At 63.3% G+C, this 23,159-nt stretch carries 23 protein-coding genes; 7 read left to right on the forward strand and 16 right to left on the reverse strand.

What is annotated here, in order from left to right; genetic code table 11:
* Positions 1-4 precede the first annotated feature (4 nt).
* Positions 5-1,738: a putative bifunctional diguanylate cyclase/phosphodiesterase gene (locus H7A76_RS17170; RefSeq protein WP_185699604.1), complete on the forward strand. Its 1,734-nt coding sequence runs from the start codon at positions 5-7 to the stop codon at positions 1,736-1,738.
* Here the strand turns inward: H7A76_RS17170 and H7A76_RS17175 are convergent.
* Positions 1,693-2,457, reverse strand: coding sequence for an ABC transporter substrate-binding protein (locus H7A76_RS17175; RefSeq protein WP_185699605.1), 765 nt, complete (start codon positions 2,455-2,457; stop codon positions 1,693-1,695). The two genes, H7A76_RS17170 and H7A76_RS17175, sit on opposite strands and share 46 nt — an antisense overlap.
* A gap of 137 nt (positions 2,458-2,594) precedes the next feature.
* On the opposite strand from H7A76_RS17175, the gene dnaX reads away from it, so the two are divergent.
* The 5 genes from dnaX to H7A76_RS17200 all read left to right on the forward strand — a co-directional run bounded on the left by dnaX (position 2,595) and on the right by H7A76_RS17200 (position 8,268).
* Positions 2,595-4,715, forward strand: a complete 2,121-nt coding sequence (gene dnaX, locus H7A76_RS17180; protein ID WP_185699606.1) for a DNA polymerase III subunit gamma/tau — start codon at positions 2,595-2,597, stop codon at positions 4,713-4,715.
* Between the two features lie 69 nt (positions 4,716-4,784).
* The gene (locus tag H7A76_RS17185; protein ID WP_031321305.1) at positions 4,785-5,123 is read left to right on the forward strand and encodes a YbaB/EbfC family nucleoid-associated protein; all 339 of its coding nucleotides are present in this window, start codon (positions 4,785-4,787) and stop codon (positions 5,121-5,123) included.
* 198 nt (positions 5,124-5,321) lie between these two features.
* On the forward strand, positions 5,322-6,365 hold the full coding sequence (locus H7A76_RS17190; protein ID WP_185699607.1) for an NADP-dependent oxidoreductase: 1,044 nt from the start codon (positions 5,322-5,324) through the stop codon (positions 6,363-6,365).
* 57 nt (positions 6,366-6,422) lie between these two features.
* Positions 6,423-7,025 carry a recombination mediator RecR gene (recR, locus tag H7A76_RS17195; protein WP_185699608.1) on the forward strand — a complete coding sequence of 201 codons (603 nt, stop codon included), beginning with the start codon at positions 6,423-6,425 and terminating at the stop codon, positions 7,023-7,025.
* A 94-nt stretch (positions 7,026-7,119) separates the two neighbouring features.
* The gene (locus H7A76_RS17200) at positions 7,120-8,268 is read left to right on the forward strand and encodes an acyl-CoA dehydrogenase family protein (protein WP_185699609.1); all 1,149 of its coding nucleotides are present in this window, start codon (positions 7,120-7,122) and stop codon (positions 8,266-8,268) included.
* A 29-nt stretch (positions 8,269-8,297) separates the two neighbouring features.
* Here the strand turns inward: H7A76_RS17200 and H7A76_RS17205 are convergent, their stop codons facing one another.
* Together H7A76_RS17205 and fnr are read right to left on the reverse strand one after the other, a co-directional pair.
* Positions 8,298-8,846, reverse strand: coding sequence for an adenine phosphoribosyltransferase (locus H7A76_RS17205; RefSeq protein WP_185699610.1), 549 nt, complete (start codon positions 8,844-8,846; stop codon positions 8,298-8,300).
* A gap of 82 nt (positions 8,847-8,928) precedes the next feature.
* Positions 8,929-9,663, reverse strand: coding sequence for a fumarate/nitrate reduction transcriptional regulator Fnr (gene fnr / locus H7A76_RS17210; RefSeq protein ID WP_022643317.1), 735 nt, complete (start codon positions 9,661-9,663; stop codon positions 8,929-8,931).
* 288 nt (positions 9,664-9,951) lie between these two features.
* Here fnr and H7A76_RS17215 point away from each other — a divergent pair, with 288 nt between their 5' ends.
* The gene (locus tag H7A76_RS17215) at positions 9,952-10,296 is read left to right on the forward strand and encodes a hypothetical protein (RefSeq protein ID WP_260498001.1); all 345 of its coding nucleotides are present in this window, start codon (positions 9,952-9,954) and stop codon (positions 10,294-10,296) included.
* 71 nt (positions 10,297-10,367) lie between these two features.
* Here H7A76_RS17215 and hemN read toward each other — a convergent pair whose 3' ends face one another.
* From hemN to ccoO (H7A76_RS17280), 13 genes are all read right to left on the reverse strand, one after another.
* On the reverse strand, positions 10,368-11,750 hold the full coding sequence (hemN, locus tag H7A76_RS17220) for an oxygen-independent coproporphyrinogen III oxidase (protein ID WP_185699612.1): 1,383 nt from the start codon (positions 11,748-11,750) through the stop codon (positions 10,368-10,370).
* A 118-nt stretch (positions 11,751-11,868) separates the two neighbouring features.
* Positions 11,869-12,552: a sulfite exporter TauE/SafE family protein gene (locus H7A76_RS17225; RefSeq protein WP_185699613.1), complete on the reverse strand. Its 684-nt coding sequence runs from the start codon at positions 12,550-12,552 to the stop codon at positions 11,869-11,871.
* The gene (gene ccoS, locus H7A76_RS17230; protein ID WP_185699614.1) at positions 12,545-12,775 is read right to left on the reverse strand and encodes a cbb3-type cytochrome oxidase assembly protein CcoS; all 231 of its coding nucleotides are present in this window, start codon (positions 12,773-12,775) and stop codon (positions 12,545-12,547) included. The genes H7A76_RS17225 and ccoS overlap by 8 nt, the downstream gene beginning before the upstream one ends.
* A 22-nt stretch (positions 12,776-12,797) precedes the next feature.
* Positions 12,798-15,248 carry a heavy metal translocating P-type ATPase gene (locus tag H7A76_RS17235; RefSeq protein ID WP_185699615.1) on the reverse strand — a complete coding sequence of 817 codons (2,451 nt, stop codon included), beginning with the start codon at positions 15,246-15,248 and terminating at the stop codon, positions 12,798-12,800.
* A 98-nt stretch (positions 15,249-15,346) separates the two neighbouring features.
* Positions 15,347-15,883, reverse strand: coding sequence for a FixH family protein (locus H7A76_RS17240; protein WP_185699616.1), 537 nt, complete (start codon positions 15,881-15,883; stop codon positions 15,347-15,349).
* Positions 15,884-15,894: 11 nt separating this feature from the next.
* Entirely contained in the window at positions 15,895-17,310 is a 1,416-nt protein-coding gene (gene ccoG, locus H7A76_RS17245; protein WP_185699617.1) for a cytochrome c oxidase accessory protein CcoG, read from the reverse strand.
* A gap of 369 nt (positions 17,311-17,679) precedes the next feature.
* Positions 17,680-18,657: a cytochrome-c oxidase, cbb3-type subunit III gene (gene ccoP, locus H7A76_RS17250; protein ID WP_185699618.1), complete on the reverse strand. Its 978-nt coding sequence runs from the start codon at positions 18,655-18,657 to the stop codon at positions 17,680-17,682.
* Positions 18,654-18,839, reverse strand: coding sequence for a cbb3-type cytochrome oxidase subunit 3 (locus H7A76_RS17255; RefSeq protein ID WP_031321312.1), 186 nt, complete (start codon positions 18,837-18,839; stop codon positions 18,654-18,656). Before H7A76_RS17255 ends, ccoP (H7A76_RS17250) begins: the two co-directional genes overlap by 4 nt.
* 5 nt (positions 18,840-18,844) lie before the next feature.
* The gene (ccoO, locus tag H7A76_RS17260) at positions 18,845-19,453 is read right to left on the reverse strand and encodes a cytochrome-c oxidase, cbb3-type subunit II (RefSeq protein ID WP_185699619.1); all 609 of its coding nucleotides are present in this window, start codon (positions 19,451-19,453) and stop codon (positions 18,845-18,847) included.
* Positions 19,453-20,895, reverse strand: coding sequence for a cytochrome-c oxidase, cbb3-type subunit I (gene ccoN, locus H7A76_RS17265; RefSeq protein WP_185699620.1), 1,443 nt, complete (start codon positions 20,893-20,895; stop codon positions 19,453-19,455). Before ccoN ends, ccoO (H7A76_RS17260) begins: the two co-directional genes overlap by 1 nt.
* Before the next feature lie 492 nt (positions 20,896-21,387).
* Positions 21,388-22,329, reverse strand: coding sequence for a cytochrome-c oxidase, cbb3-type subunit III (gene ccoP, locus H7A76_RS17270; RefSeq protein WP_185699621.1), 942 nt, complete (start codon positions 22,327-22,329; stop codon positions 21,388-21,390).
* Entirely contained in the window at positions 22,326-22,541 is a 216-nt protein-coding gene (locus H7A76_RS17275) for a cbb3-type cytochrome oxidase subunit 3 (RefSeq protein WP_022643330.1), read from the reverse strand. The genes ccoP (H7A76_RS17270) and H7A76_RS17275 overlap by 4 nt, the downstream gene beginning before the upstream one ends.
* A 3-nt stretch (positions 22,542-22,544) precedes the next feature.
* A complete protein-coding gene (ccoO, locus tag H7A76_RS17280) occupies positions 22,545-23,153 on the reverse strand; it encodes a cytochrome-c oxidase, cbb3-type subunit II (RefSeq protein ID WP_022643331.1) in 609 nt (202 codons plus the stop codon).
* Positions 23,154-23,159: the final 6 nt, after the last annotated feature.

The following is a 23,159-nucleotide window of genomic DNA, read 5'->3' on the forward strand; positions in this document are numbered from 1 at the left end:
ACTCATGGATGAGAAATACCGCAGGGCCGTCGATGCCGCCGCCATTTTTTCCGAAACCGACCTGGCCGGGCGCATCACCTATGTCAACGATCTGTTCTGCCACATCTCGGGCTACAGCCGTGAAGAGCTGATCGGCGCCGACCACAGCATGCTCAGTTCCGGGCTGCATGCTCCGGAGTTCTTCGCCGAGCTGTGGCGCACCATCACCCGGGGCCAGGTTTGGAAGGGCGAGATCTGCAACCGCGCCAAGGACGGCAGCCTGTACTGGGTCGACAGCACCATGGTGCCGCTGGTGGACCAGCGTTCGGGGCGCGTGGTGCGCTATGTGTCGATTCGTTTCGATGTCAGCGAAAAACGCCAGCTCCTGCATTCACTGCAATGGCGGGTCGGGCATGACGTGCTCACTGGGCTGCCCAATCGCGCGTTCCTCTCCGACCGGCTGCACCAGGCCCTGGAATTCTCGCGCCAGGAAGAGATTCCACTGGCGGTATGCATGCTCGATCTGGATGGCTTCAAGGCGGTCAACGACGGTTATGGCCATGCCTGTGGCGACCTGCTGCTGGTGGAGGTGGCCGCGCGGCTGCGCTCGATCATCCGTGGCGAAGACGTGGTGGCGCGCCTGGGGGGCGACGAGTTCGTGCTGATCCTGCGTTACGTGCGCGACATGCTGGAGTTGCGCGCCGCGTTGCAACGGGTGCTGGCCACCATTTCCCAGCCGTATTCGATCCAGGGCAAGGACATCAATGTCTTCGCCAGTATCGGCGTGACCCTGTTTCCCGCCGACAACCAGGATGCCGACACCCTGCTGCGCCATGCCGATCAGGCCATGTACGTGGCCAAGCAGAGCGGCCGCAACCGCTTCCACCTGTTCGATGTATTGCGCGATCGCGAGGTGATGGTCACCTACCAGACCGTCGAGCAGGTACGCCAGGCCCTGGACGGCGGGCAGTTGCGGTTGTTCTTCCAGCCCAAGGTGAACATGCGCAGTGGGACCGTGGTGGGCCTGGAGGCCATGTTGCGCTGGCAGCATCCGCAGCGCGGATTGCTGGCGGCCCACGAGTTCCTGCCCCAGGTGGAAGAGACCGACTTGATCGTCGATATCGGCGAATGGGTCATGGATGGCGTGATGGACCAGTTGCAATCCTGGCAGGCCGCCGGGCAGCAGTGGCCGGTCAGCCTGAATGTCGCCGCCCGGCATTTCCAGCGGGCGGATTTCGTCGAGCGGCTCAAGGGCATGCTCGATCGTTATCCGGACGTTTCTCCAGCCTTGCTGGACCTGGAAATCGTCGAGTCGGTGGCCATCGATAACATCCGCAAGGTCAGCGATTGCCTGGATGCCTGCCAGGGTTTTGGCGTGCAGTTCTCCCTGGGCGACTTCGGCACCGGGCATTCGTCCCTGAGCTATCTCAAGCACCTGCGGACCCAGACCATCAAGATCGACCGGTTGTTCGTGCGCGACATGCTCCACGACCAGGACGACCAGGCGCTGGTCCAGGCCCTGGTGGGGTTGGCCCAGGCGTTTGGCCGCCAGGTGGTGGCCGAGGGCCTGGAAAGCCTGGCCCATGGCGAGCGCCTGATGGCCCTGGGCTGCGAGGTGGCCATGGGCGACTTCATCGCCGCGCCGATGCCGGCGGGCGCCGTGCTGGAGTGGGCCCATCGCTATCTGCCGCCGCCAGCCTGGCGCGTCGGTTCTCAGGGCGTGGCCGAGGCTTGCGCGGGCGGGGTGGAGTCGACGTAGCGCTGGACGATGGCATCGATTTCGCCGGATTCCTTCATTTGCCGCAGGGTACCCAGGATCTCTTCGCCCGGTACGGCCGGATCATTGCGCACATAACAACCCACGGCCTGGTCCTGCACCAGGGCGACCCCATGCAGCGGGTTGTCGCTGGCCTGGGTCTTGTTGAACCAGTCCAGGGTCCACTGGCTGGCGATGGCGTAGCGGTAGCGGCCCACCACCAGCTTCTGCAATACCTGCTGCTCGTTGCGCGCGTCATCGCGAATCAGCAGGTTGGCGTCGAACAGTGGCTGCAAGGGAGCATAGGTATAGCTCAGGACCGTGCCGATGTGCTGGCGCGGCAGGTCGTCGAGCTTGATGACGGCGGGTACCGGGCTGGTGCTCACCAGCAAGTTGCGCTGACGGAACAGCGGAGCGCTCCACAGGTAGTCGGCGGACGGAACCGGCAGCCAGGCCGGGGCGGCGTAGCAGCGCACGTCGACTTCGCCCTGGGCCATGGCCTTTTGTACCCGGGCCCGGGCCAGGACATGGAATTCGGCGCGCAGGCCCAGGTGCCGGGCCAGGCTGTCCATGGTGTCGTAGAGAATGCCGCCGCTGGGGCGGTCGTCCTCCAGTGCGATGGCCGGCATGGCCCAGCTGTCGGCGACGACGAAGCGCAGGGGCGGTTCCGTGGCATGCAGGTTGCCGCAGAGCAGAAGCAGGGCGCCTGGGATCCAGCGCATAGAGTCTCCGGGTGTCGGCGAGCGGGCAAGCCTTGGCAGAAGGCAGCTTAGACAGATTAGACGAGCGCGCCGGATGCAATTTCGCCCTTGCTCCGCTAGCATTACCGGCTTCCGCTTTCCAGTTGCGACGGTTTTCGATGAGTTATCAGGTTCTTGCACGTAAATGGCGTCCGCGCTCGTTCCGCGAAATGGTCGGCCAGACCCATGTGCTCAAGGCTCTGATCAATGCCTTGGACAGCCAGCGGCTGCACCATGCCTACCTGTTTACCGGTACGCGCGGGGTGGGCAAGACCACCATCGCGCGGATCATTGCCAAATGCCTGAATTGTGAAACGGGCATCACTTCCACGCCGTGCGGCACCTGTTCGGTGTGCACCGAGATCGACGAAGGGCGCTTCGTCGACCTGATCGAGATCGATGCCGCGAGCCGGACCAAGGTGGAGGACACCCGCGAACTGCTGGACAACGTGCAGTATGCCCCGAGCCGCGGGCGCTTCAAGGTCTACCTGATCGACGAAGTGCACATGCTCTCCAGTCACTCGTTCAACGCCCTGCTCAAGACCCTCGAGGAGCCGCCGCCCTACGTCAAGTTCATCCTGGCGACCACCGATCCGCAGAAGCTGCCGGCGACCATCCTGTCCCGCTGCCTGCAGTTCTCCCTGAAGAACATGACCCCCGAGCGGGTGGTCGAGCACCTGAGCCATGTGCTGGGTGTGGAGAACGTGCCGTTCGAGGATGATGCCCTGTGGCTGCTGGGACGCGCCGCCGACGGATCGATGCGCGACGCCATGAGCCTCACCGACCAGGCCATCGCCTTTGGCGAGGGCAAGGTCATGGCCGCCGATGTCCGGGCCATGCTCGGCACCCTCGATCACGGCCAGGTCTACGATGTGCTCCATGGGCTGATCGAGGGCGATGCCAAGGCTCTGCTGGAGGCGGTACGCCACCTCGCGGAGCAGGGGCCGGACTGGAACGGCGTGCTCTCGGAGATCCTCAACGTGCTGCACCGGGTGGCCATCGCCCAGGCGCTGCCCGAGGGCGTCGACAACGGTCACGGCGATCGCGAGCGAGTGCTGGCCCTGGCCCGGGCCCTGCCGGCCGAAGATGTACAGTTCTATTACCAGATGGGCCTGATTGGCCGGCGCGACCTGCCCTTGGCGCCGGACCCGCGTGGCGGTTTTGAAATGGTCCTGCTGCGGATGCTGGCCTTCCGGCCGGCCGATACCGCGGATGCACCGAGACAATCGCTAAAGCCAGTGGGGATCAGCCAGGCCACAGTTGATTCCGCCCAAGCCGTGGCGGCGCCAGCAGCGGTCGAGTCCGTTGCCGCGCCTGTGGCCAGTGTGCCGCTCGCTTCGGCCCCTGCCGCCTCTCCTGCTGCGCAGCCGGTAGCCGATCCGGCCGCTGCGCCAACGCCAATACCTGCGCCAGCACCCGAGCCGACCCCGGCCCCGGTCGAAGCCGAGCCTGAACCTGAGCCGGTACAGGCCGAAGAGGTGGTCGACCTGCCGTGGAACGACCCGGTGGAGCCGCCGCTGGAGCAACAGCCGGCCGTGGAGCCGATGCTGGATGTCATCGCCGAACCACCGGAGCTGCCAGCCGTCCTGACCCCGGTGCCGGACAGCGTGGTGCCGGACGTCCCGGAGTGGGCCAGTGCGCCGATGCCCGAGCCGAGCGTGGCCGAGGTGGATGCCGCGACCCCGGGGATCGACCTGGACGACGAGCCGCCGCTGGACGAGGACTACATCGAGCCGGACATGGATTCGGCCTACAGCTACCTCGATGAACTGGCCAGCGAGCACACCGCCGAGCCAGCCCCGGAACCCGAGCCGGAGCCGGCCGCCATGCCGGCCACCGGCCTGGCCCTGGAGTGGCTGGAACTGTTTCCGAAGCTTCCTATTTCCGGGATGACTGGCAGTATTGCCGCCAACTGCACCCTGATCGCGGTGGACGGTGACCAGTGGCTGCTGCACCTGGACCCGGCCCATAGCGCGCTGTTCAACGCCACCCAGCAGCGCCGCCTCAACGAGGCACTGAACCAGTACCACGGGCGTACGCTGACGCTGAACATCGAACTGATCAAGCCCGAGCAGGAAACCCCGGCCCAGGCCGCGTCCCGGCGTCGCGCCGACCGTCAGCGCGAGGCGGAGGAATCGATTCATGGCGATCCGTTCATCCAGCGGATGGTCCAGGAGTTCGGTGCGGTGGTGCGCCACGATACCATTGAACCTGTCGAGGCCCCGGCCGCGCAGGGTTGAGCATTTAACTTAAAGGGCGCCGGCCAAGGGCCGGGCGCCGTTCTCATCACCATACTTGAGGTAATTACCATGATGAAAGGTGGCATGGCCGGCCTGATGAAGCAGGCGCAGCAGATGCAGGAAAAGATGGCCAAGATGCAGGAAGAACTGGCCAACGCCGAAGTCACCGGCAAGGCTGGTGGCGATATGGTCAGCGTGGTCATGACCGGTCGTCATGACATCAAGCGCGTGAGCATCGATCCAAGCCTGCTCGAAGGCGTCAGCGACGACGATCGCGAAGTGCTGGAAGACCTGTTCGCCGCCGCGGTGAACGACGCCGTGCGCAAGATCGAAGCCAACAGCCAGGAAAAGATGTCCGGCATGACCGCCGGCATGCAGCTGCCTCCGGGCATGAAGCTGCCTTTCTGATTCGCTGCGGCGTATCGGATTGCAACGAACAATGCCAGGCCCGGAGCCTGGCATTTTTTTGCCCATCGATTGGCCCGGCGGGGGCCGAAACGCCCTGTGTGAAGCTGCGGCCAGGGGCAGAAACATCGAACACCGGTGCCTGGCCATGGTCTGCACCCTATACAGTCTTGTCCATTCATCGATAACGGAGTGTCTGGGATGCCGCAAACAATGACCCTCAATCAGCGTGTGGTACTGGTGTCGCGCCCCCAGGGCGCGCCGGTTCCGGAGAACTTTCGCCTGGAGCGGGTGGCGCTGCCGGAGCTGGCGGACGGCCAGGTGCTGCTCAAGACCCTGTACCTGTCCCTGGACCCTTATATGCGTGGGCGCATGAGCGATGCGCCATCCTACGCGGCGCCGGTGGAAATCGATGAAGTCATGACCGGAGGCGCGGTGAGCCGGGTCGAGCGTTCGCTGAATCCCAAGTTCCAGGAAGGCGATCTGGTGGTGGGCGCCACCGGCTGGCAGAGCCACTGCATCAGCGATGGGCGCAACCTGGTGCCAGTGCCGGCGGGCTTGCCCAGCCCGTCCATGGCCCTGGGTGTGCTGGGCATGCCTGGCATGACCGCGTACATGGGCTTGATGGACATCGGCCAGCCCAAGGCCGGGGAGACCCTGGTGGTGGCCGCGGCATCCGGGGCGGTGGGTTCGGTGGTGGGACAGGTGGCCAAGCTCAAGGGCCTGCGCGTGGTGGGAATCGCCGGTGGGGCCGACAAATGCCGCTACGCGGTGGAGGAACTGGGATTCGATGCCTGTATCGATCACAAGAGCCCGGAGTTCGCCGACGAACTGGCCCAGGCGTGCTTTAAGGGCGTGGATATCTATTTCGAGAACGTCGGCGGCAAGGTGTTCGATGCGGTGCTGCCGTTGCTCAATGCCAAGGCGCGCATCCCCTTGTGTGGCCTGATTGCCCAGTACAACGCCCAGGAGCTGCCGGCGGGGCCGGATCGCCTGCCGTTGCTGCAACGCAGCCTGCTGACCAAGCGGGTGCGGATCCAGGGGTTCATCGTGTTCGACGACTACGGTGATCGCCAGCCGGAGTTCATCAAGGCCATGGCGCCCTGGGTGCGCGAGGGCAAGGTCAAGTTCAGGGAGGATGTGGTCGAAGGCCTGGAGCAGGCGCCGCAGGCGTTCATCGGCCTGCTGGAAGGGCGCAACTTCGGCAAGCTGGTGGTCAAGGTCGCCACCGACGGGAGCATTTGACGCTATCCCGGGGCGCGGGTATAAACCGCGTCTCGTCGTTTTGTCGGACCCTTGCCCATGAGCTTCAGCCCCCTGATTCGCCAACTGATCGATGCCCTGCGCACCTTGCCCGGGGTGGGGCAGAAAACCGCCCAGCGCATGGCCCTGCAGCTGCTCGAGCGTGATCGCAGCGGCGGTCTGCGCCTGGCCCAGGCCCTGAGCCAGGCCATGGATGGGGTGGGGCATTGCCGCCAGTGCCGGACCCTGACCGAAGACGAACTCTGCCCGCAGTGCGCCGATCCGCGTCGCGATGACAGCCTGCTGTGCGTAGTCGAGGGGCCGATGGATGTCTACGCGGTGGAGCAGACTGGCTATCGCGGTCGCTATTTCGTGCTCAAGGGGCACCTGTCGCCCCTGGACGGCCTGGGGCCGGAAGCCATCGGCATTCCGCAATTGCTGGCGCGGATCGAAGAGCAGGGCACCTTCAGCGAGGTCATCCTGGCCACCAACCCCACGGTGGAGGGCGAAGCCACCGCCCACTACATCGCCCAGCTGTTGACCGACAAGGGCCTGATCACTTCGCGGATCGCCCATGGTGTGCCCTTGGGGGGCGAGCTGGAGCTGGTGGACGGCGGCACCCTGGCCCATTCCTTCGCCGGACGCAAACCCATCACCCTGTAACCCGATCCGTCTGCCGGCGGACGGATCTTTGCGCTCCCTTGAAAACCAAGCAAGCGCTTGGTAAGTTCCTTCGACCCTTCAGAGGAGCTTGCCGATGTCTGTCTGCCAGGAATACTTCGATCCCAGCCACCAACTGATCCGTGACAGCGTGCGACGTTTCGTCGAGCGCGAGATCCTCCCCGAAATCGAGCAGTGGGAGGAGGCCGAGAGCTTTCCCCGAGAGTTGTATCTCAAGGCCGGCGCGGCTGGCATCCTCGGTATCGGTTATCCGGAAGCCCTGGGGGGCAGTCACGAAGGCGACCTGTTCGCCAAGGTCGCCGCCAGCGAAGAGTTGATGCGCAGCGGTTCTGGTGGCCTGGTGGCGGGATTGGGCTCGCTGGATATCGGCTTGCCGCCCATCGTCAAGTGGGCGCGTCCCGAGGTTCGCGAGCGTGTGGCGCCCCTGGTGCTGTCCGGAGAGAAAATCTGCGCCCTGGCGGTGACCGAGCCCGGCGGCGGTTCCGACGTGGCCAGCCTGCAGACCCGCGCAGTGCGCGACGGCGATCATTATCGGGTCAGCGGCAGCAAGACGTTCATTACCAGTGGTGTGCGCGCCGATTTCTACACCGTGGCCGTGCGTACCGGCGAGCCAGGTTATGGCGGTATCAGCCTGCTGTTGATCGAGAAGGGCACGCCCGGCTTCACTGTGGGCCGGCAGTTGAAGAAGATGGGGTGGTGGGCGTCCGATACCGCCGAGCTGTTCTTCGAGGACTGCCGGGTGCCGGTGGGCAACCTGATCGGTGTCGAGAACATGGGGTTCGCCTGCATCATGGGCAACTTCCAGAGCGAACGCCTGGCCCTGGCGTTAATGGCCAACATGACTGCGCAGATGGCCGTGGAAGAGAGCCTGAAATGGGCACGCGAACGCGAGGCGTTCGGCAAGCCGGTGGCCAAGTTCCAAGTGATCAAGCATCGGCTGGCGGAAATGGCCACGGCTGTGGAGGTGTCCCGGGAGTTCACCTACCGCCAGGCGGCCAAGATGGCCGCCGGCCAGAGCGTGATCAAGGAAATCTCCATGGCCAAGAACTTCGCCACCGACACTGCCGATCGCGTCACCTACGACGCGGTACAGATCCTCGGTGGCCTGGGCTACATGCGCGAAAGCCTGGTGGAGCGCCTGTATCGCGACAATCGCATCCTGTCCATCGGCGGTGGTACCCGTGAGGTGATGAACGAAATCATCAGCAAGCAGATGGGGCTATAGTCGTCCCGGGGCTGCGATGGCACCCCTGGTCAGCGTTCGGTCAGGGAGAACTGGGTCAGGCAGAAGGTCGGGATGCCCATGTCCTGGAGCTTTTGCGATCCACCAAGCTCCGGCAGGTCGATGATGGCTGCGGCTTCATGGATCTTCGCGCCCATGCGCCGTATCAGGTTGGCAGCGGCGATCAGCGTGCCGCCGGTGGCGATCAGGTCATCGAACATCAGCACCGAGTCGCCCTCGCACAGGCTGTCGGCATGGACTTCGAGGAAGGCTTCGCCGTATTCGGTCTGGTAGCCCTCGGCCAATACGTCCGCTGGCAGTTTGCCTTGCTTGCGAAACAGGATCAGCGGTTTGTTCAGCTGGTAGGCAATGATCGAACCGATCAGGAAGCCCCGGGCGTCCATGGCGCCGATGTGGCTGAAGTCTTCTTCGACATAGCGCTGGGCGAAACTGTCGGCCACCAGGCGCAGGGCCCGTGGAGACTGGAACAGGGGGGTGATGTCGCGGAAGATCACGCCCGGCTTCGGGAAGTCGATGACGGGGCGGATCAGGGATTTGATGTCGAAGGAATCGAAGGCCATCTGCAGGTGTCCTGGCGGGCGAAATAAGCCGCGCCAGTATACCCGCGACCGAGCCGCTTGGCTCAGTCGCAGCGCCTGTGGATCAGGCGTCCACCGAGCCGCCGGCCAGGGCGCAGAGCTGGATCGGGTCGAGGATGTGGACTTCCTTGCCTTCGGCGGCAATCAGTTCGTTCTGCTGGAAGCGGGTGAACACCCGGGACACGGTTTCCACCGCCAGGCCCAGATAGTTGCCGATTTCGTTGCGCGACATGCTCAGGCGGAACTGGTTGGCGGAAAACCCCCTGGCACGGAAGCGCGCCGACAGGTTCACCAGGAAGGTGGCGATGCGCTCGTCAGCGGTCTTTTTCGACAGCAGCAGCATCATCTGCTGGTCGTCGCGGATCTCGCGGCTCATGACCCGCATCAACTGGCGACGCAGTTGTGGCAGCTGCAAGGCCAGTTCGTCCAGGCGCTCGAAGGGGATCTCGCACACCGAGGTGGTTTCCAGGGCCTGTGCCGAAACCGGATGGCTCTCGGTATCCATGCCGGACAACCCTACCAGCTCGCTGGGCAGGTGGAAGCCGGTGATCTGTTCTTCGCCGCTGTCGCTGAGGCTGAAGGTTTTCAGGGCTCCCGAGCGGACGGCATAGACCGAGTCGAAGCCATCACCCTGACGGAACAGGAATTCGCCTTTTTTCAATGGGCGGCCACGTTTGACGATTTCGTCCAGCGCGTCCATGTCTTCCAGATTCAGAGAAAGTGGCAGGCAGAGAGGTGCCAGGCTGCAGTCCTTGCAATGGGCCTGGTTATGAGCGCGCAGTTTAACTGGCTCGGACATTCTAGAATCCTTGTGGGAAAGCACACATAAGCCGTAAGGGTAACTCACGGGAGGAGGTTCCGGCCAGTCCGTGCCGTGTTGATGATCCGTCGTAAAGCAATCCTTTAATGGGTCGATAGCCTGTTAACAGAAGCAACTTGGAGATGCGCGGTTATGTCCTCCGTTGGCGGTATTACTAATGGCAGCAATAACTTGCAGCTGTTTTCAGAGTCCTCGAAAACCGCTGATGACGAAGAACTAAGGATTTCTCCGTTAGTTGCCGAACCGTCATCGCGGGAGGGCGTCAAAGTGTCGCTGTCCGGGGCCGGGCTGAAGAAATCCTCCAAGGCTGCCGGGGACGACAGCGACATCGAGGAAAGTGGCTTGCCCCAGACCATTCAGCAAATCCTCAAGATGATCAGGAAATTGCAACAACAAATTTCAGAGAAGACCGCCGAGCTGCAGGCGGCCATGGCCGACAAGCGCTTGAGCCCCGAAGAAGCCAGGATCAAGGTCGGTGGCCTGCAAGCGGCCCTGGCCACTCTCAACGGTGGCTTGCTGTCTGCCAATGCCTCCCTGGTCAAGGCAATGAGGCAGGAAAGCCTGACCCCGGAGCAAGTGATGAAGGCCGCTGCGCTGCTGATGAAGTCCTAGCGACGCTACGAAAGGGAGCCGGGCTTCGATCATGTTGTGGGCTCGATGTTCGGCAAGTTTTCGTGCCCGTCTTAAATGACTCGGGAAAAACGCTGGCGGTTTTGCTGGGCCAGGTAAGCATCGAACACCATGCATACCGAACGTACCAGCAGGCGCCCCGCCGGCAATACCGTAATGCCCTGGTCGTTTAGTTCGATCAGGCCATCGTCGGCCATCTCCTGCAAGTTTGCCCATAGTTCATGGAAATAACCGCGGAAGTCGATATTGAATGCCTGCTCGATGTTTTCGAACTCAAGACTAAAGTTGCATATCAGTTGTTGAATTATTTCACGGCGCAGATGGTCGTCAGTATTGCAAACCAAGCCGCGACTTGTCGCTAGTTGTGCTCCCGCCAAAGTATTTTGATAGTGGGCCAGGTCACTGCTGTTCTGGCAGTACAGGTCGCCGATCTGGCTGATGGCCGAAACCCCCAGGCCAATCAGGTCGCAATGGCCGTGGGTGGTATAGCCCTGGAAGTTGCGTTGCAGGGTCGACTCTTCCTGGGCTATGGCCAACTCGTCATCGGGCAGGGCGAAATGATCCATGCCGATGTAGCGATACCCGGCGGCGGTCAGCTGTTCGATGCTGCGTTGCAGCATCTGCAGTTTTTCCGCGGGAGCCGGCAGTTCGCTGCTGTTGATCCGGCGCTGTGGCATGAAGCGCTCGGGCAGGTGCGCGTAGTTGAATACCGAGAGCCGATCCGGTTGCAGGCTGATGACCTCGTCCACGGTCCGTGCGAAGTTCTCCGGCGTCTGCTTGGGCAGGCCATAGATCAAGTCGATGTTGATCGAGCGGAACTGCAGGGTCCGGGCCGCCTCGATCACTGCGCGGGTTTCCTCCAGGCTCTGCAAGCGGTTGACCGCACGTTGCACGGCCGGGTCCAGGTCCTGCAGGCCGATACTGACCCGGTTGAAACCCAGCTCCCGCAACAGGCCCATGGTCGACCAGTCGGCCTCCCTGGGATCGATCTCGATACCGTAGTCGCCGGAGTCGTCGTCGAGCAGGTTGAAGTGCTTGCGCAGCAAGGCCATCAGCTGGCGCAGTTCGTCATGGTTGAGAAAGGTCGGCGTGCCGCCACCGAAGTGCAGTTGCTCGACCCGCTGGTTCGGGGCCAGGTGGCAGGCGATCAATTGCATCTCCTGCTCCAGTCGCTGCAGGTAGGGCAGCGCGCGGCTGCGGTCCTTGGTGATGACCTTGTTGCAGGCGCAGTAGTAGCAGATGTTGGCGCAGAACGGGATGTGCACGTACAGCGACAGCGGGCGCTGGGCCTTGCGGCTGTCGCGCAAGGCGTGCAGCAGGTCGAAGGCGCCGACCTGGCTGTTGAATTGCACAGCGGTCGGGTACGAGGTGTAGCGTGGGCCCGCCAGGTCGTAGCGGCGGATCAGATCTGTGTCCCAACGAATGGCGTCGAGCATGCGGGAATTCCCCCGGATAGGCTGGCAATGCTCGCGAGTCTAGGGGGTAGGGGCTGAAGCCATCTTGATTTGTATCAAGGGTGTTCCGAGGCGGCTGGGGTAGCGCTTCGCGAAGGTTTCAGTGGCCCATCAACCAGTGCTGGTGCGGACCTGGCAGGGTCCAGATGCCGAACAGCATGACCAGCAGGCCGCCGGCCAGGCGTACGCTGCGACGGCGCAACAGGGCCGTGACCCGTTCCGCCGCCAGGCCGGTGGCCAGCAGGACCGGCCAGGTGCCCAGGCCGAAGGCCAGCATCAGCAGCGCGCTGTCCAGGGCGTTGCCCTGGCTCGCCGACCACAGCAGGGTGCTATAGACCAGACCGCAGGGCAGCCAGCCCCAGAGTGCGCCGAGTACCAGGGCCCGCGGCAGGCTGGACACCGGCAGCAGGCGGCTGGCCAGGGGCTGGATATGCCGCCACAAGCCCTTGCCCAGGGCCTCGATGCGGGTCAGGCCGCTCCACCAGCCGGCCAGGTAGAGGCCCATGGCGATCAGCAGCAGCCCGGCCAGGGTGCGCATGAACAGGGCCAGGGGGCTGTTGGCCACTGCCCAGCCCGCCAGGCCCAGCAGCAGGCCGGCCAGGGCGTAGCTGAGGATGCGCCCCAGGTTGTAGGCCAGTAGCAGGCGCAGGCGCCGCCCACGTTGTTCCTGGGGGATGGCCAGGGTCAGGGCGCCCATCAGGCCGCCGCACATGCCCAGGCAGTGGCCGCCGCCGAGCAGGCCGAGGATCACCGCGGAAACCAGTAGTGGAGCCAGCTCAAGCATGGGGCGGTTCCGATTTCTTGGCCTGATCCTGCTCGGCGGCCGGTTGGCCCTTGGCGGCATCCACCGCAGCGGTGTGGCTTGGATCCTGGTCGTCGAACAGGATGCTGTGGGCCGGGCCGTCGAGATCGTCGTATTGGCCGCTGTCGACGGCCCAGAAGAAGATGTAGATGGCAATGGCCACGATCAGCAGGGCGGCCGGGATCATCACGTAAAGAGCTGGCATCTGGGACTCCAGGCCCGGCGACTCAGGCCGGCAGCGGGCGGGTTGCGGGGGCTTCGGCGCTGTCGGCCAGCCGCGGCATGCGGGTCAGGCGCAGGGCGTTGAGCACCACGGTCAGGGAACTGATGGACATGCCGACCGCGGCCCAGACCGGAGTGATCCAGCCAAGGGCGGCGAACGGCAGCATCAGGCCATTGTACAGCCCTGCCCACAGCAGGTTCTCGATGATCACCCGACGAGTCCGGCGAGCCAGGCTGAAGGCCTGTACTAGGGCCTCCAGGCGATTGGACAGCAGCACCGCATCGGCGCTGGTCTTGGCCAGGTCGGTGGCCGAGCCCATGGCCACGCTGATATCGGCGGCGGCCAGCACTGGCACGTCGTTGACCCCGTCGCCGAGCATCAGCACCTTGCGGCCCTGCTGGTGCAATTGCTGCAACACTTGCAGCTTGTCGTCCGGGCGCAGGCCGCCGCGGGCTTCGTCGATCTGCAATTGCGCGGCGACGCTGGCGACCATCGGCGAGCTGTCCCCGGACAGCAGCAAGGTGTGCCAGCCGCGGGCCTTGCAGGCTGCCAGCAGGGCCGGGGCATCGCTGCGCAGGCAGTCGTCGAGCACTAGCCAGGCGAGGGCGCCCTGGGTATCGCCGAGCAGCAACCACTGGCCGGCTTCATCGGGCATTTGCGGTATCGCGCAACCGCTGAGTTGGCAGACGAACGCCGGTTGGCCGATCCGCAGGCGCTGGCCCTGGACCGATCCTTCCAGGCCCAGCCCCGGGCTGCTGGTGACATCCTCGGCGGCCACCGGTGCCCGGCCGAACGCCTTGGCGATAGGATGTTCGGAGCGGTTTTCCAGGGCCGCGGCCAGGCTCAGGCAAGCATCGCCGGACAGGCTGCCCAGGGGGCGGATGGCGCGCAGGGCCAGGCGGCCTTCGGTCAGGGTGCCGGTCTTGTCGAAGATCACCGTATCGATCTGGTTCAGGCCTTCGAGGACATGGCCGCGGGTCAGCAGCAGGCCAAGCTTGTGCAGGGTGCCAGTGGCGGCGGTGAGAGCCGTGGGGGTGGCCAGGGACAGCGCGCAGGGGCAAGTGGCGACCAGCATCGCCAGGACGATCCAGAAGGCCCGTGGCGCGTCCAGTTGCCACCACAGCAAACCGATGGCGGCTGCGGCTATCAGCGACAACAGCAGGAACCACTGGGCGGCGCGATCGGCCACTTCGGCCAGGCGGGGTTTTTCGGCCTGGGCCCGGTCCAGCAGGCGGACGATGGCCGACAGGCGAGTGTCCTGGCCCAGGGCCCGGACCTCCACGGTCAATGCCCCCTCGACGTTCAAGGTTCCGGCGGTGACGGTATCGCCCAGGCCCCGGGGTTGTGGCAGGTATTCGCCGGTGAGCAGCGATTCGTCGACGCTCGACTGGCCGTCGAGGATCTTGCCGTCCGCCGGCAACACCGCGCCGGGATGCACCAGCACCCGGTCGCCCAGGCGCAATTCGCTAAGCAGGATGCGTTCGCTCTGGCCGTTTGCGTCCAGGCGCAGGCAGGAGGCCGGTAGCAGGTTGACCAGTTGCGCGGTGGCCGCCGCAGTCCGTTCCCGGGCTCGGCGCTCCAGGTAGCGGCCGGCGAGGAGGAACAGGGCGAACATGCCCACCGCGTCGAAATACAGCTCGCCGACTCCGCTGATGGAGGTCCAGATGCCTGCCAGGTAGGCCCCGCCGATGGCCAGGGACACCGAGACGTCCATGGTCAGGTGGCGAGTGCGCAGGTCACGCATCGCGCCCTTGAAGAACGGCGCGCAGCTATAGAAGACGATAGGAGTGGTGAGGAACAGCGCGACCCAGCGCAGGATGGTGTGCAGTTCCGGGCTCAGGTCGATGTTGAATTCCGGCCAGGTGGCCATGGTCGCCATCATTGCCTGGAACCACAGCAGGCCGGCCACGCCCAGTTGGCGTAGGGCCAGGCGGTTCTCGCCAGCCAGTTGCTCGCTGGCTTTGTCCGGCTGGTAGGGATGGGCGGCGTAGCCGATCTGGCGCAGCTGCGCGAGCAACTGGCTCAAGGGCAGCTCGCTGTCGGCCCAGCTCACGTGCAGGCGATGATTGGACAGGTTGAGCCGGGCTTCGGCCACTGCCGGCAGGCTGCGCAGGTGCTTCTCGATCAACCAGCCGCAGGCGGCGCAACTGATGCCTTCCATGAGCAGGGTGGTCTGCGCCAGTTCGCCCTCGTGGCGGACGAAGGGCTGTTGCACATCGGCGCGATCGTACAGCGCCAGTTCATCCACCAGTTGTACCGGCAAGGCCTCGGGGTTGGCGGATGCTTCACTGCGGTGGCTGTAATAGTGCTCCAGGCCACCGGCGACTATCGCCTGCGCGACCGCCTGGCAACCCGGGCAGCAGAACTCCCTGGATTCGCCGAGCACGACGGCGGTGAACCGGCTGCCGGGAGGAACCGGCAGGGCGCAGTGGTAGCAAGGCAGTGGCGTGGTCATCGGCAGTCTTTTGGCTCTGGGAAAAACTCATCGCCGGCCAGTCGACTCCTGCCTGGGGGCAGGGAGGCGGCAGGCCGGCGATGTATGGCGGGTGTCGATCAGTTCAGGTCTTCGGCGCCTTGCAGCGGCTCGTCGCCCAACAGCAGGTCCTTGTCGTGGCTGACCTGTTCTTCCTCGAACATGCGCCAGGTCTTGTCGCTCTCGACCCCGAGCAGCTCGACGAAGCGCCGGCCCTCGACCTTGTCGTTCACCTGGCCGATGTAGCGACCGTGTTCGGTTTCGCTGCGGGTCAGGACGATCTTGCGATCCTTCTCTGGCTGGGTCGGCGAGATCAGGTTCAGCTCAAGGCTCTTGGGCTGGCTGTCGCCGCTCAAGCGCAGTTCGACTTCGCCGGTCAGGTCGTCGAGGTGCACGCTGGCGCGCATCTTCAACGTTTGTGCCAGCAGCTCGCGGTCCAGGGAGCGGTTGATGCCTTTGCCGGCCTCGTAGTAGTTGTCGTTGACCAGGTTGTCCGGGTTGTTCACCGCAATGGTCACCATGGACAAGGTCAGGGCTACCGAGCAGGCGAGGATGCCGATGATGATCCAGGGCCAGAGGTGCTTGTACCAGGGGGTTGTGGCGACGGCTGTAGGCATGCTCATTTCTCTTAACGAATTTGTGGGCCGATGAATCGGCTCTTGGCTTCGACCTGGACGCTTTCGTCATCGATGTCCTTGAGGATGAACTTCACCTCGTTGGTGGTCGATGGCAGTTGTTCCGGAGCGATCGACAGCTCCGCGGGCATGCTGACGATGTCGCCAGCCACCACATGGATTTCGCGCTTGCCCTGCAGCTTGAGGTCCGGCAGGCCGGTGGCGTCCAGTACATAGGTATGGTCGCGCTGGTCCTTGTTCATGATCTTCAGGCTGTAGACGTTCTCGATCCGGCCTTCGGCGTTCTCGCGGTACAACACCCGGTCCTTGCTGACGTCGAAGCCCACCAGCGAGCGCATCAGGAACGCGGTGACCAGCAGGCTGATCATGGTCAAGAGCACCAGGGCGTAGCCGATCAGGCGCGGACGAAGTTTATGGGTTTTCTGTCCGGAAAGGTTGTGTTCGGTGGTGTAGCTGATGAGACCGCGAGGGTAGTCCATCTTGTCCATGATGCTGTCGCAGGCATCGATGCAGGCGGCACAACCGATGCACTCGATCTGCAGGCCGTCGCGGATGTCGATGCCGGTAGGGCAGACCTGGACGCACATGGTGCAATCGATGCAGTCGCCCAGGCCCTGGGCCTTGTAGTCGGCGCCTTTCTTGCGTGGGCCACGGCCTTCGCCCCGGCGTGGGTCGTAGGACACGATCAGGGTGTCCTTGTCGAACATCACGCTCTGGAAGCGGGCGTAGGGGCACATGTAGATGCACACCTGCTCACGCAGCCAGCCGGCGTTGCCGTAGGTGGCCAGGGTGAAGAACCCGACCCAGAAATAGGACCAGCCATCGGCCTGGCCGGTGAAGAAGTCGATGACCAGTTCACGGATCGGCGAGAAGTAGCCGACGAAGGTCATGCCGGTGACGAAACCGATCAGCAGCCACAGGCTGTGCTTGGCGAACTTGCGCAGGAACTTGTTGGCGCCCATGGGTGCCTTGTCCAGCTTGATCCGCTGGTTGCGGTCGCCTTCGGTGACCTTTTCGCACCACATGAAGATCCAGGTCCAGACGCTCTGCGGGCAGGTGTAGCCGCACCAGATGCGCCCGGCGTAGACGGTGATGAAGAACAGGCCGAAGGCGGCGATGATCAGCATGCCCGACAGCAGGATGAAGTCCTGGGGCCAGAAGGTGGCGCCGAAGATGAAGAACTTGCGCTCCGGCAGGTTCCACCAGACGGCCTGGTGGCCGCCCCAGTTGAGCCAGACGGTACCGAAGTACAGCAGGAACAGGCCGGCACCGCCCATCATGCGCAGGTTGCGGAACAGGCCGGTGAAGGCACGGGTGTAGATTTTTTCTCTGGAGGCGTAGAGGTCGACGCTTTTGCTGGCGTTTTTGGCAGGCGGGGTTACATCGTGTACAGGAATCTGATTGCTCATCATTGCATCCCACGGCAGTGGAAAAATGCCTCGGCCAGTACGTGCCGACCGGGGTCAAAAGGGGTGTTGCAGTGGCGCAATGATACGCCTGTCGCTCTAGGGCAAGGGTGCGACCTTTGGTCGCGTTGGGGGAAGTCAAGCGATAGTGTAGTGACCTGAATCAATTGACTTGTGGATTATGGACGGTTTTGCACTCCATGCCGTTCGAATCTTTCATGGCTTCGGAAAAATCCCTGGGCAGTTGTCGGCTTTACCTTGGGCTTCTATGCGTTACGAAGGGCATTTTGGGCAGAGAATGGCGCCCAATGAAAACGGCCCCGCCAACATGCGTTGGCGGGGCCGTTCGGGTATCGCCTTCAGGCCATGGGCTTATTCGGCGTCGGCCTGCTTGTCACCGTGGGACAGGCTGTAGACATAAGCCGCCAGCAGGTGGACCTTGTCGTTGCCTTGCAGTTGCTCCTGGGCAGGCATCACGCCCTGGCGACCATGGCGAATGGTCTGCTGCAACTGGGCGAAGCTCGAACCGTAGATGAACGCTGCCGGGTGGGTCAGGTTGGGTGCGCCCATGGCTGGGGTGCCCTTGCCTTCAGGACCGTGGCAGACCGCGCAGTTGGCGGCGAACAGCTTCTGGCCATTGGCCGGGTCGGCCTTGATGCCTTCCGGCAGCTTGCGACCATCGAGGTTGGTCAGGACATAGGCGGCAACATCGCTGACGCCTTGTTCCTTGATCACATCCACCCAGGCCGGCATCACGGCGTGACGACCGCCCATGATGGTGGCCTTGATGGTTTCCGGCTCGCCGCCCCAGCGCCAGTCGGCGTCGGTCAGGTTGGGGAAGCCATAGGCACCCTTGGCATCGGAACCGTGGCAGACCGAGCAGTTGGAAGCGAACAGGCGGCCACCCATTTTCAGGGCTTGCGGATCCTTGGCGACTTCCTCGATCGGCATGGCTGCGTATTTGGCGAAGATCGGACCGAACTTGGCGTCGGACCGAGCCATTTCCTTTTCCCACTCATGTACGCCGGTCCAGCCGGACTGGCCGTTGGCGAATGCGGTCTGCTTCTCGTTATCAAGGTAGTTGTAGCCAGGCAGGAGGCCTTTCCAGTTGCCCAGGCCGGGGTACAGCACCAGGTAACCCAGGGCGAAGACGATGGTGCCGACGAACAGCATGAACCACCATTTCGGCAGTGGGTTGTCGTACTCCTCGATCCCGTCGAAGGCGTGGCCGACCGTCTCGTCGGTCTGCTCGGCGCGCTGGCCCTTGCGGGTCGACAGCAGCAGCCAGGTCAGGGCGAAGATGGTACCCAGACTGAGGACTGTGACGTACAGACTCCAGAACGTAGTCATTCTTTGTTACTCCTAGAAGCTTGCTCGACGTGCTTGATGGCGTCGGGGTCATCCGCGAACGGCAGCAAGGTCGCGTCGTCAAACTCGGACTTGCGCTTGGGGCTGAACACCCAGAGTGCCAGGCCGACGAAGGCCACCATCACGACAAGGGTGCCCAGGCCACGAATCATCCCGATATCCATCTAGATCACCGTTTGCTTTTGATGATGGTGCCCAGGCCTTGCAGATAGGCCACCAGCGCGTCCATTTCGGTCTTGCCCTTCACGGCATCCTTGGCTCCGGCGATGTCTTCGTCGGTGTAGGGAACGCCGAGCGCGCGCAGGACTTCCATTTTCTTCGCGGTGTCCTTGCCGTCGAGCTTGTTTTCTACGAGGAACGGATAAGCCGGCATCTTCGACTCGGGGACAACGTTGCGCGGGTTGTACAGATGCGCACGCTGCCAGTCATCGGAGTAGCGGCCGCCAACCCGGGCCAGGTCCGGACCGGTACGCTTGGAGCCCCACAGGAATGGATGATCCCAGACGCTTTCACCGGCTACCGAGTAGTGGCCATAGCGTTCGGTTTCGGCGCGGAACGGACGGACCATCTGCGAATGGCACTGTACGCAGCCTTCGCGGATGTAGATGTCGCGGCCTTCCAGTTGCAGCGCGGTGTAGGGCTTCATGCCTTCCACCGGCTTGTTGGTGACGTCCTGGAAGAACAGCGGGACGATCTGGGTCAGGCCGCCGATGCTGACGGCGATGACCATGAAGAAGGCCAGCAGGCCAATGTTCTTCTCGACTACTTCATGCTTCATCAGTGAGCTCCAACTACAGCGATCTGAGCAGCGGCTTCAGCTTCCGCCGGGTTCGAGGCGCGCACGGTACGGAATACGTTGTACGCCATGATCAGCATGCCGGCGGCGAAGAAAGCACCGCCCAGGGCGCGGACGATGAAGCCCGGGTGACTGGCTTGCAGCGCTTCGACGAAGGAGTAGGTGAGGGTGCCGTCGTCGTTGATCGCACGCCACATCAGGCCCTGGGTGATGCCGTTGACCCACATCGAGGCGATGTAGAGCACGGTACCGATGGTCGCCAGCCAGAAGTGGGTGTTGATCAGGCCGATGCTGTGCATCTGCTGACGACCGAAGACTTTCGGGATCAGGTGGTACAGGGCGCCGATGGAGATCATCGCTACCCAGCCCAAGGCACCGGCGTGTACGTGGCCGATGGTCCAGTCGGTGTAGTGGGAGAGGGCGTTGACGGTCTTGATCGCCATCATCGGACCTTCGAAGGTCGACATGCCGTAGAACGCCAGGGACACCACCAGGAAGCGCAGGATCGGGTCGGTGCGCAGCTTATGCCAGGCGCCCGAGAGGGTCATCATGCCGTTGATCATGCCGCCCCAGCTCGGAGCCAGGAGGATCAGCGACATGATCATGCCCAGCGACTGCGCCCAGTCCGGCAGCGCGGTGTAGTGCAGGTGGTGCGGACCGGCCCAGATGTACAGGGTGATCAGTGCCCAGAAGTGCACGATCGACAGGCGATAGGAGTAGACCGGACGCTCGGCCTGCTTGGGCACGAAGTAGTACATCATCCCCAGGAAGCCGGTGGTCAGGAAGAAGCCCACGGCGTTGTGGCCGTACCACCACTGAATCATCGCGTCGGTGGCGCCGGCATAGGCCGAGTAGGACTTGAAGAAGCTGACCGGCAGGGAGGCGTGGTTGACGATGTGCAGCATCGCCGTGACCACGATGAAGGCGCCGTAGAACCAGTTACCCACGTAGATGTGCTTGGTCTTGCGCTTGGTGATGGTGCCGAAGAACACCAGGCCGTAGGTGACCCACACGATCGCCAGGAGGATAGCCAGGGGCCATTCCAGTTCGGCGTATTCCTTGGTGGTGGTGTAACCCAATGGCAGGGTCACGATGGCACCGACGATCACCGCCTGCCAACCCCAGAAGGTGAAGGCCGCGAGGCTGTCGGAAATCAGTCGCGTCTGGCAGGTTCGCTGCACGACATAGTAAGAGGTGGCAAACAGTGCACATCCACCGAAGGCGAAGATCACCAGGTTGGTGTGCAGTGGGCGCAGGCGTCCAAACGTCGTCCATGGCAGGCCGAAGTTCAACTCCGGCCAGACCAGTTGCGAGGCGATGAAGACACCGAGCCCCATGCCAAGGATCCCCCAGACCACCGTCATGATGGCGAACTGGCGGACTACCTTATAGTTATAAGCAGTCGGACTGATTGCTGTGCTCATTTCTAAGGTTCCACGGTTTGGGTGTTTTATTAGGGATAAAAATCGGTCGCAAGTATGGAGAAAGCAGGGGGTCATTGCAACGCGCCATGACCTGCGTCAATGCGTTCCATGCCTGATTCTGCGGCCTTTCCCTATGCCGAGTAGGGACAAAAAACACCCTCTGACAAACAGTCGCAGTGGACAAAAAAATCGGGGTGTCAGGTCAGTTGTAACCGGGTGTGTTCAAGCCCCTTGAACAGCTGACAGGCGGTCAGCGAGTCGACAGCCGGTATAAACCAGCCTTTGCGGCCTGTCATCGAACGAAAGCTTCGAGCGTCGCCCATACCTTTGGCCTGCGACCGGCTTTCGCCAGTCCACTTCGGGGTAAGCCTAGACCTGATTCGAATGGGTGCAAACGTGGCGGGGTAGAGGGGTGCGACACTTGGTCGCAAAGAGGCGAGGGGAACTTCAGGGGACAAGCTGCGGGTAAACCCGCAGCTTGTTGGTGTTGCTTTACTGACCGCTTGCAGCTTGCGGCTTGCTGCCGTGGGACAGGCTGTACACGTAGGCCGCCAGCAACTGCACCTTGTCGTTGCCCAGCAGTTCGCTCTGCGCCGGCATGTGGCCCTGGCGACCATGGCGGATGGTCTGTTGCAGTTGGGCCAGGCTGGTGCCGTAGATGAAGCCGGCTGGTTGGGTCAGGTCCGGCGCGCCCATGATGGCGGTGCCCTTGCCATTCGCACCGTGGCAAGCCACGCAGGTGGTGCTGAAGGCTTGCTGGCCGGCTACCAGGTCAGCGTCGTTATCGGCTGGCAGCGGCAGGCCGGCCAGTTCATGACGCACATAGGCGGCGACGTTCTTCACGCCGTCTTCCTTGAGCACTTCACCCCAGGCCGGCATCGCGGCCATGCGTCCGCCCATGATGGTGGCCTTGATGGTCTGGGCATCGCCACCCCAGCGCCAGTTGTCGTCGGCCAGGTTCGGGAAGCCGAAGGCACCCTTGGCGTCGGAGCCGTGGCAGACCGAGCAGTTGGAGGCGAACAGGCGACCACCCATTTTCAACGCTTGGGGGTCCTTGGCGACTTCTTCCACGGGCATGGCGGCGAATTTGGCGAAGATCGGACCGAACTTCACGTCCGCCTTGGCCATTTCCTTTTCCCATTCCTTGGTCTGGGTCCAGCCGTCCTCATAGCCCGGCAGGACGCCTTTCCAGTTGCCCAGGCCCGGATAGAGGATCAGGTAGCCAACGGAAAACACCAGGGTGCCGGCGAACAGCAGGAACCACCATTGCGGCAGGGGGTTGTCGTATTCCTCGATGCCATCGAACGCGTGACCCATGGTCTGGTCCACGCTGCCCTTGGTTTCACCCCGACGGGTGCCGACCAGCAGCCAGGTCAGGCCGATCAGGCTGCCGATGGTCAGTACGCAGATCCACGTACTCCAGAAGGTGGTCATGGCCGAATGCTCCTTGTTGCAGGCTCTTGTGGTTGAGCGTCATCAGATGAAGTGCTCGCCGCCGGGTCATCGGCGAAGGGCAGCAGGCGTGCCTGGGCAAACTCGGGATTGCGCTTGGTGTTGAACACCCAGATCGACAAGCCGACGAAGGCGATCATCACTACCAGGGTCCCGAGCCCGCGGATCATGCCGCTATCGAGTGCAAAGCCCATGGCTCACCTCTTGCTCTTGATCGAAGTGCCAAGCACTTGCAGGTAGGCCACCAGGGCGTCGATCTCGGTCTTGCCCTTGAGCGAGGCGGTCGCACCGGCGATGTCTTCGTCGGTGTAAGGCACGCCAAGGGTACGCATGACCTTGAGCTTGGTTTCGGTATGGCTGCTGTCCACCGGTGCGGTCACCAACCATGGGTAGGCTGGCATCTTCGACTCGGGCACGACGTTGCGCGGGTTGTACAGGTGCGCACGGTGCCAGTCGTCGGAGTAGCGGCCGCCAACCCGGGCCAGGTCCGGACCGGTACGCTTGGAGCCCCACAGGAATGGATGATCCCAGACGCTTTCACCGGCTACCGAGTAGTGGCCATAGCGTTCGGTTTCGGCGCGGAACGGACGGACCATCTGCGAATGGCACTGTACGCAGCCTTCGCGGATGTAGATGTCGCGGCCTTCCAGTTGCAGCGCGGTGTAGGGCTTCATGCCTTCCACCGGCTTGTTGGTGACGTCCTGGAAGAACAGCGGGACGATCTGGGTCAGACCGCCGATGCTCACCGCGAAGACCATCAGCAGCATGAGCAAGCCGACGTTTTTCTCAATCGTTTCGTGTTTCATGGCGGA

The sequence above is a fragment of the Pseudomonas sp. MSSRFD41 genome (assembly GCF_014230245.1).
In the GTDB taxonomy this organism is placed as follows: Bacteria; Pseudomonadota; Gammaproteobacteria; order Pseudomonadales; family Pseudomonadaceae; genus Aquipseudomonas; species Aquipseudomonas piscis.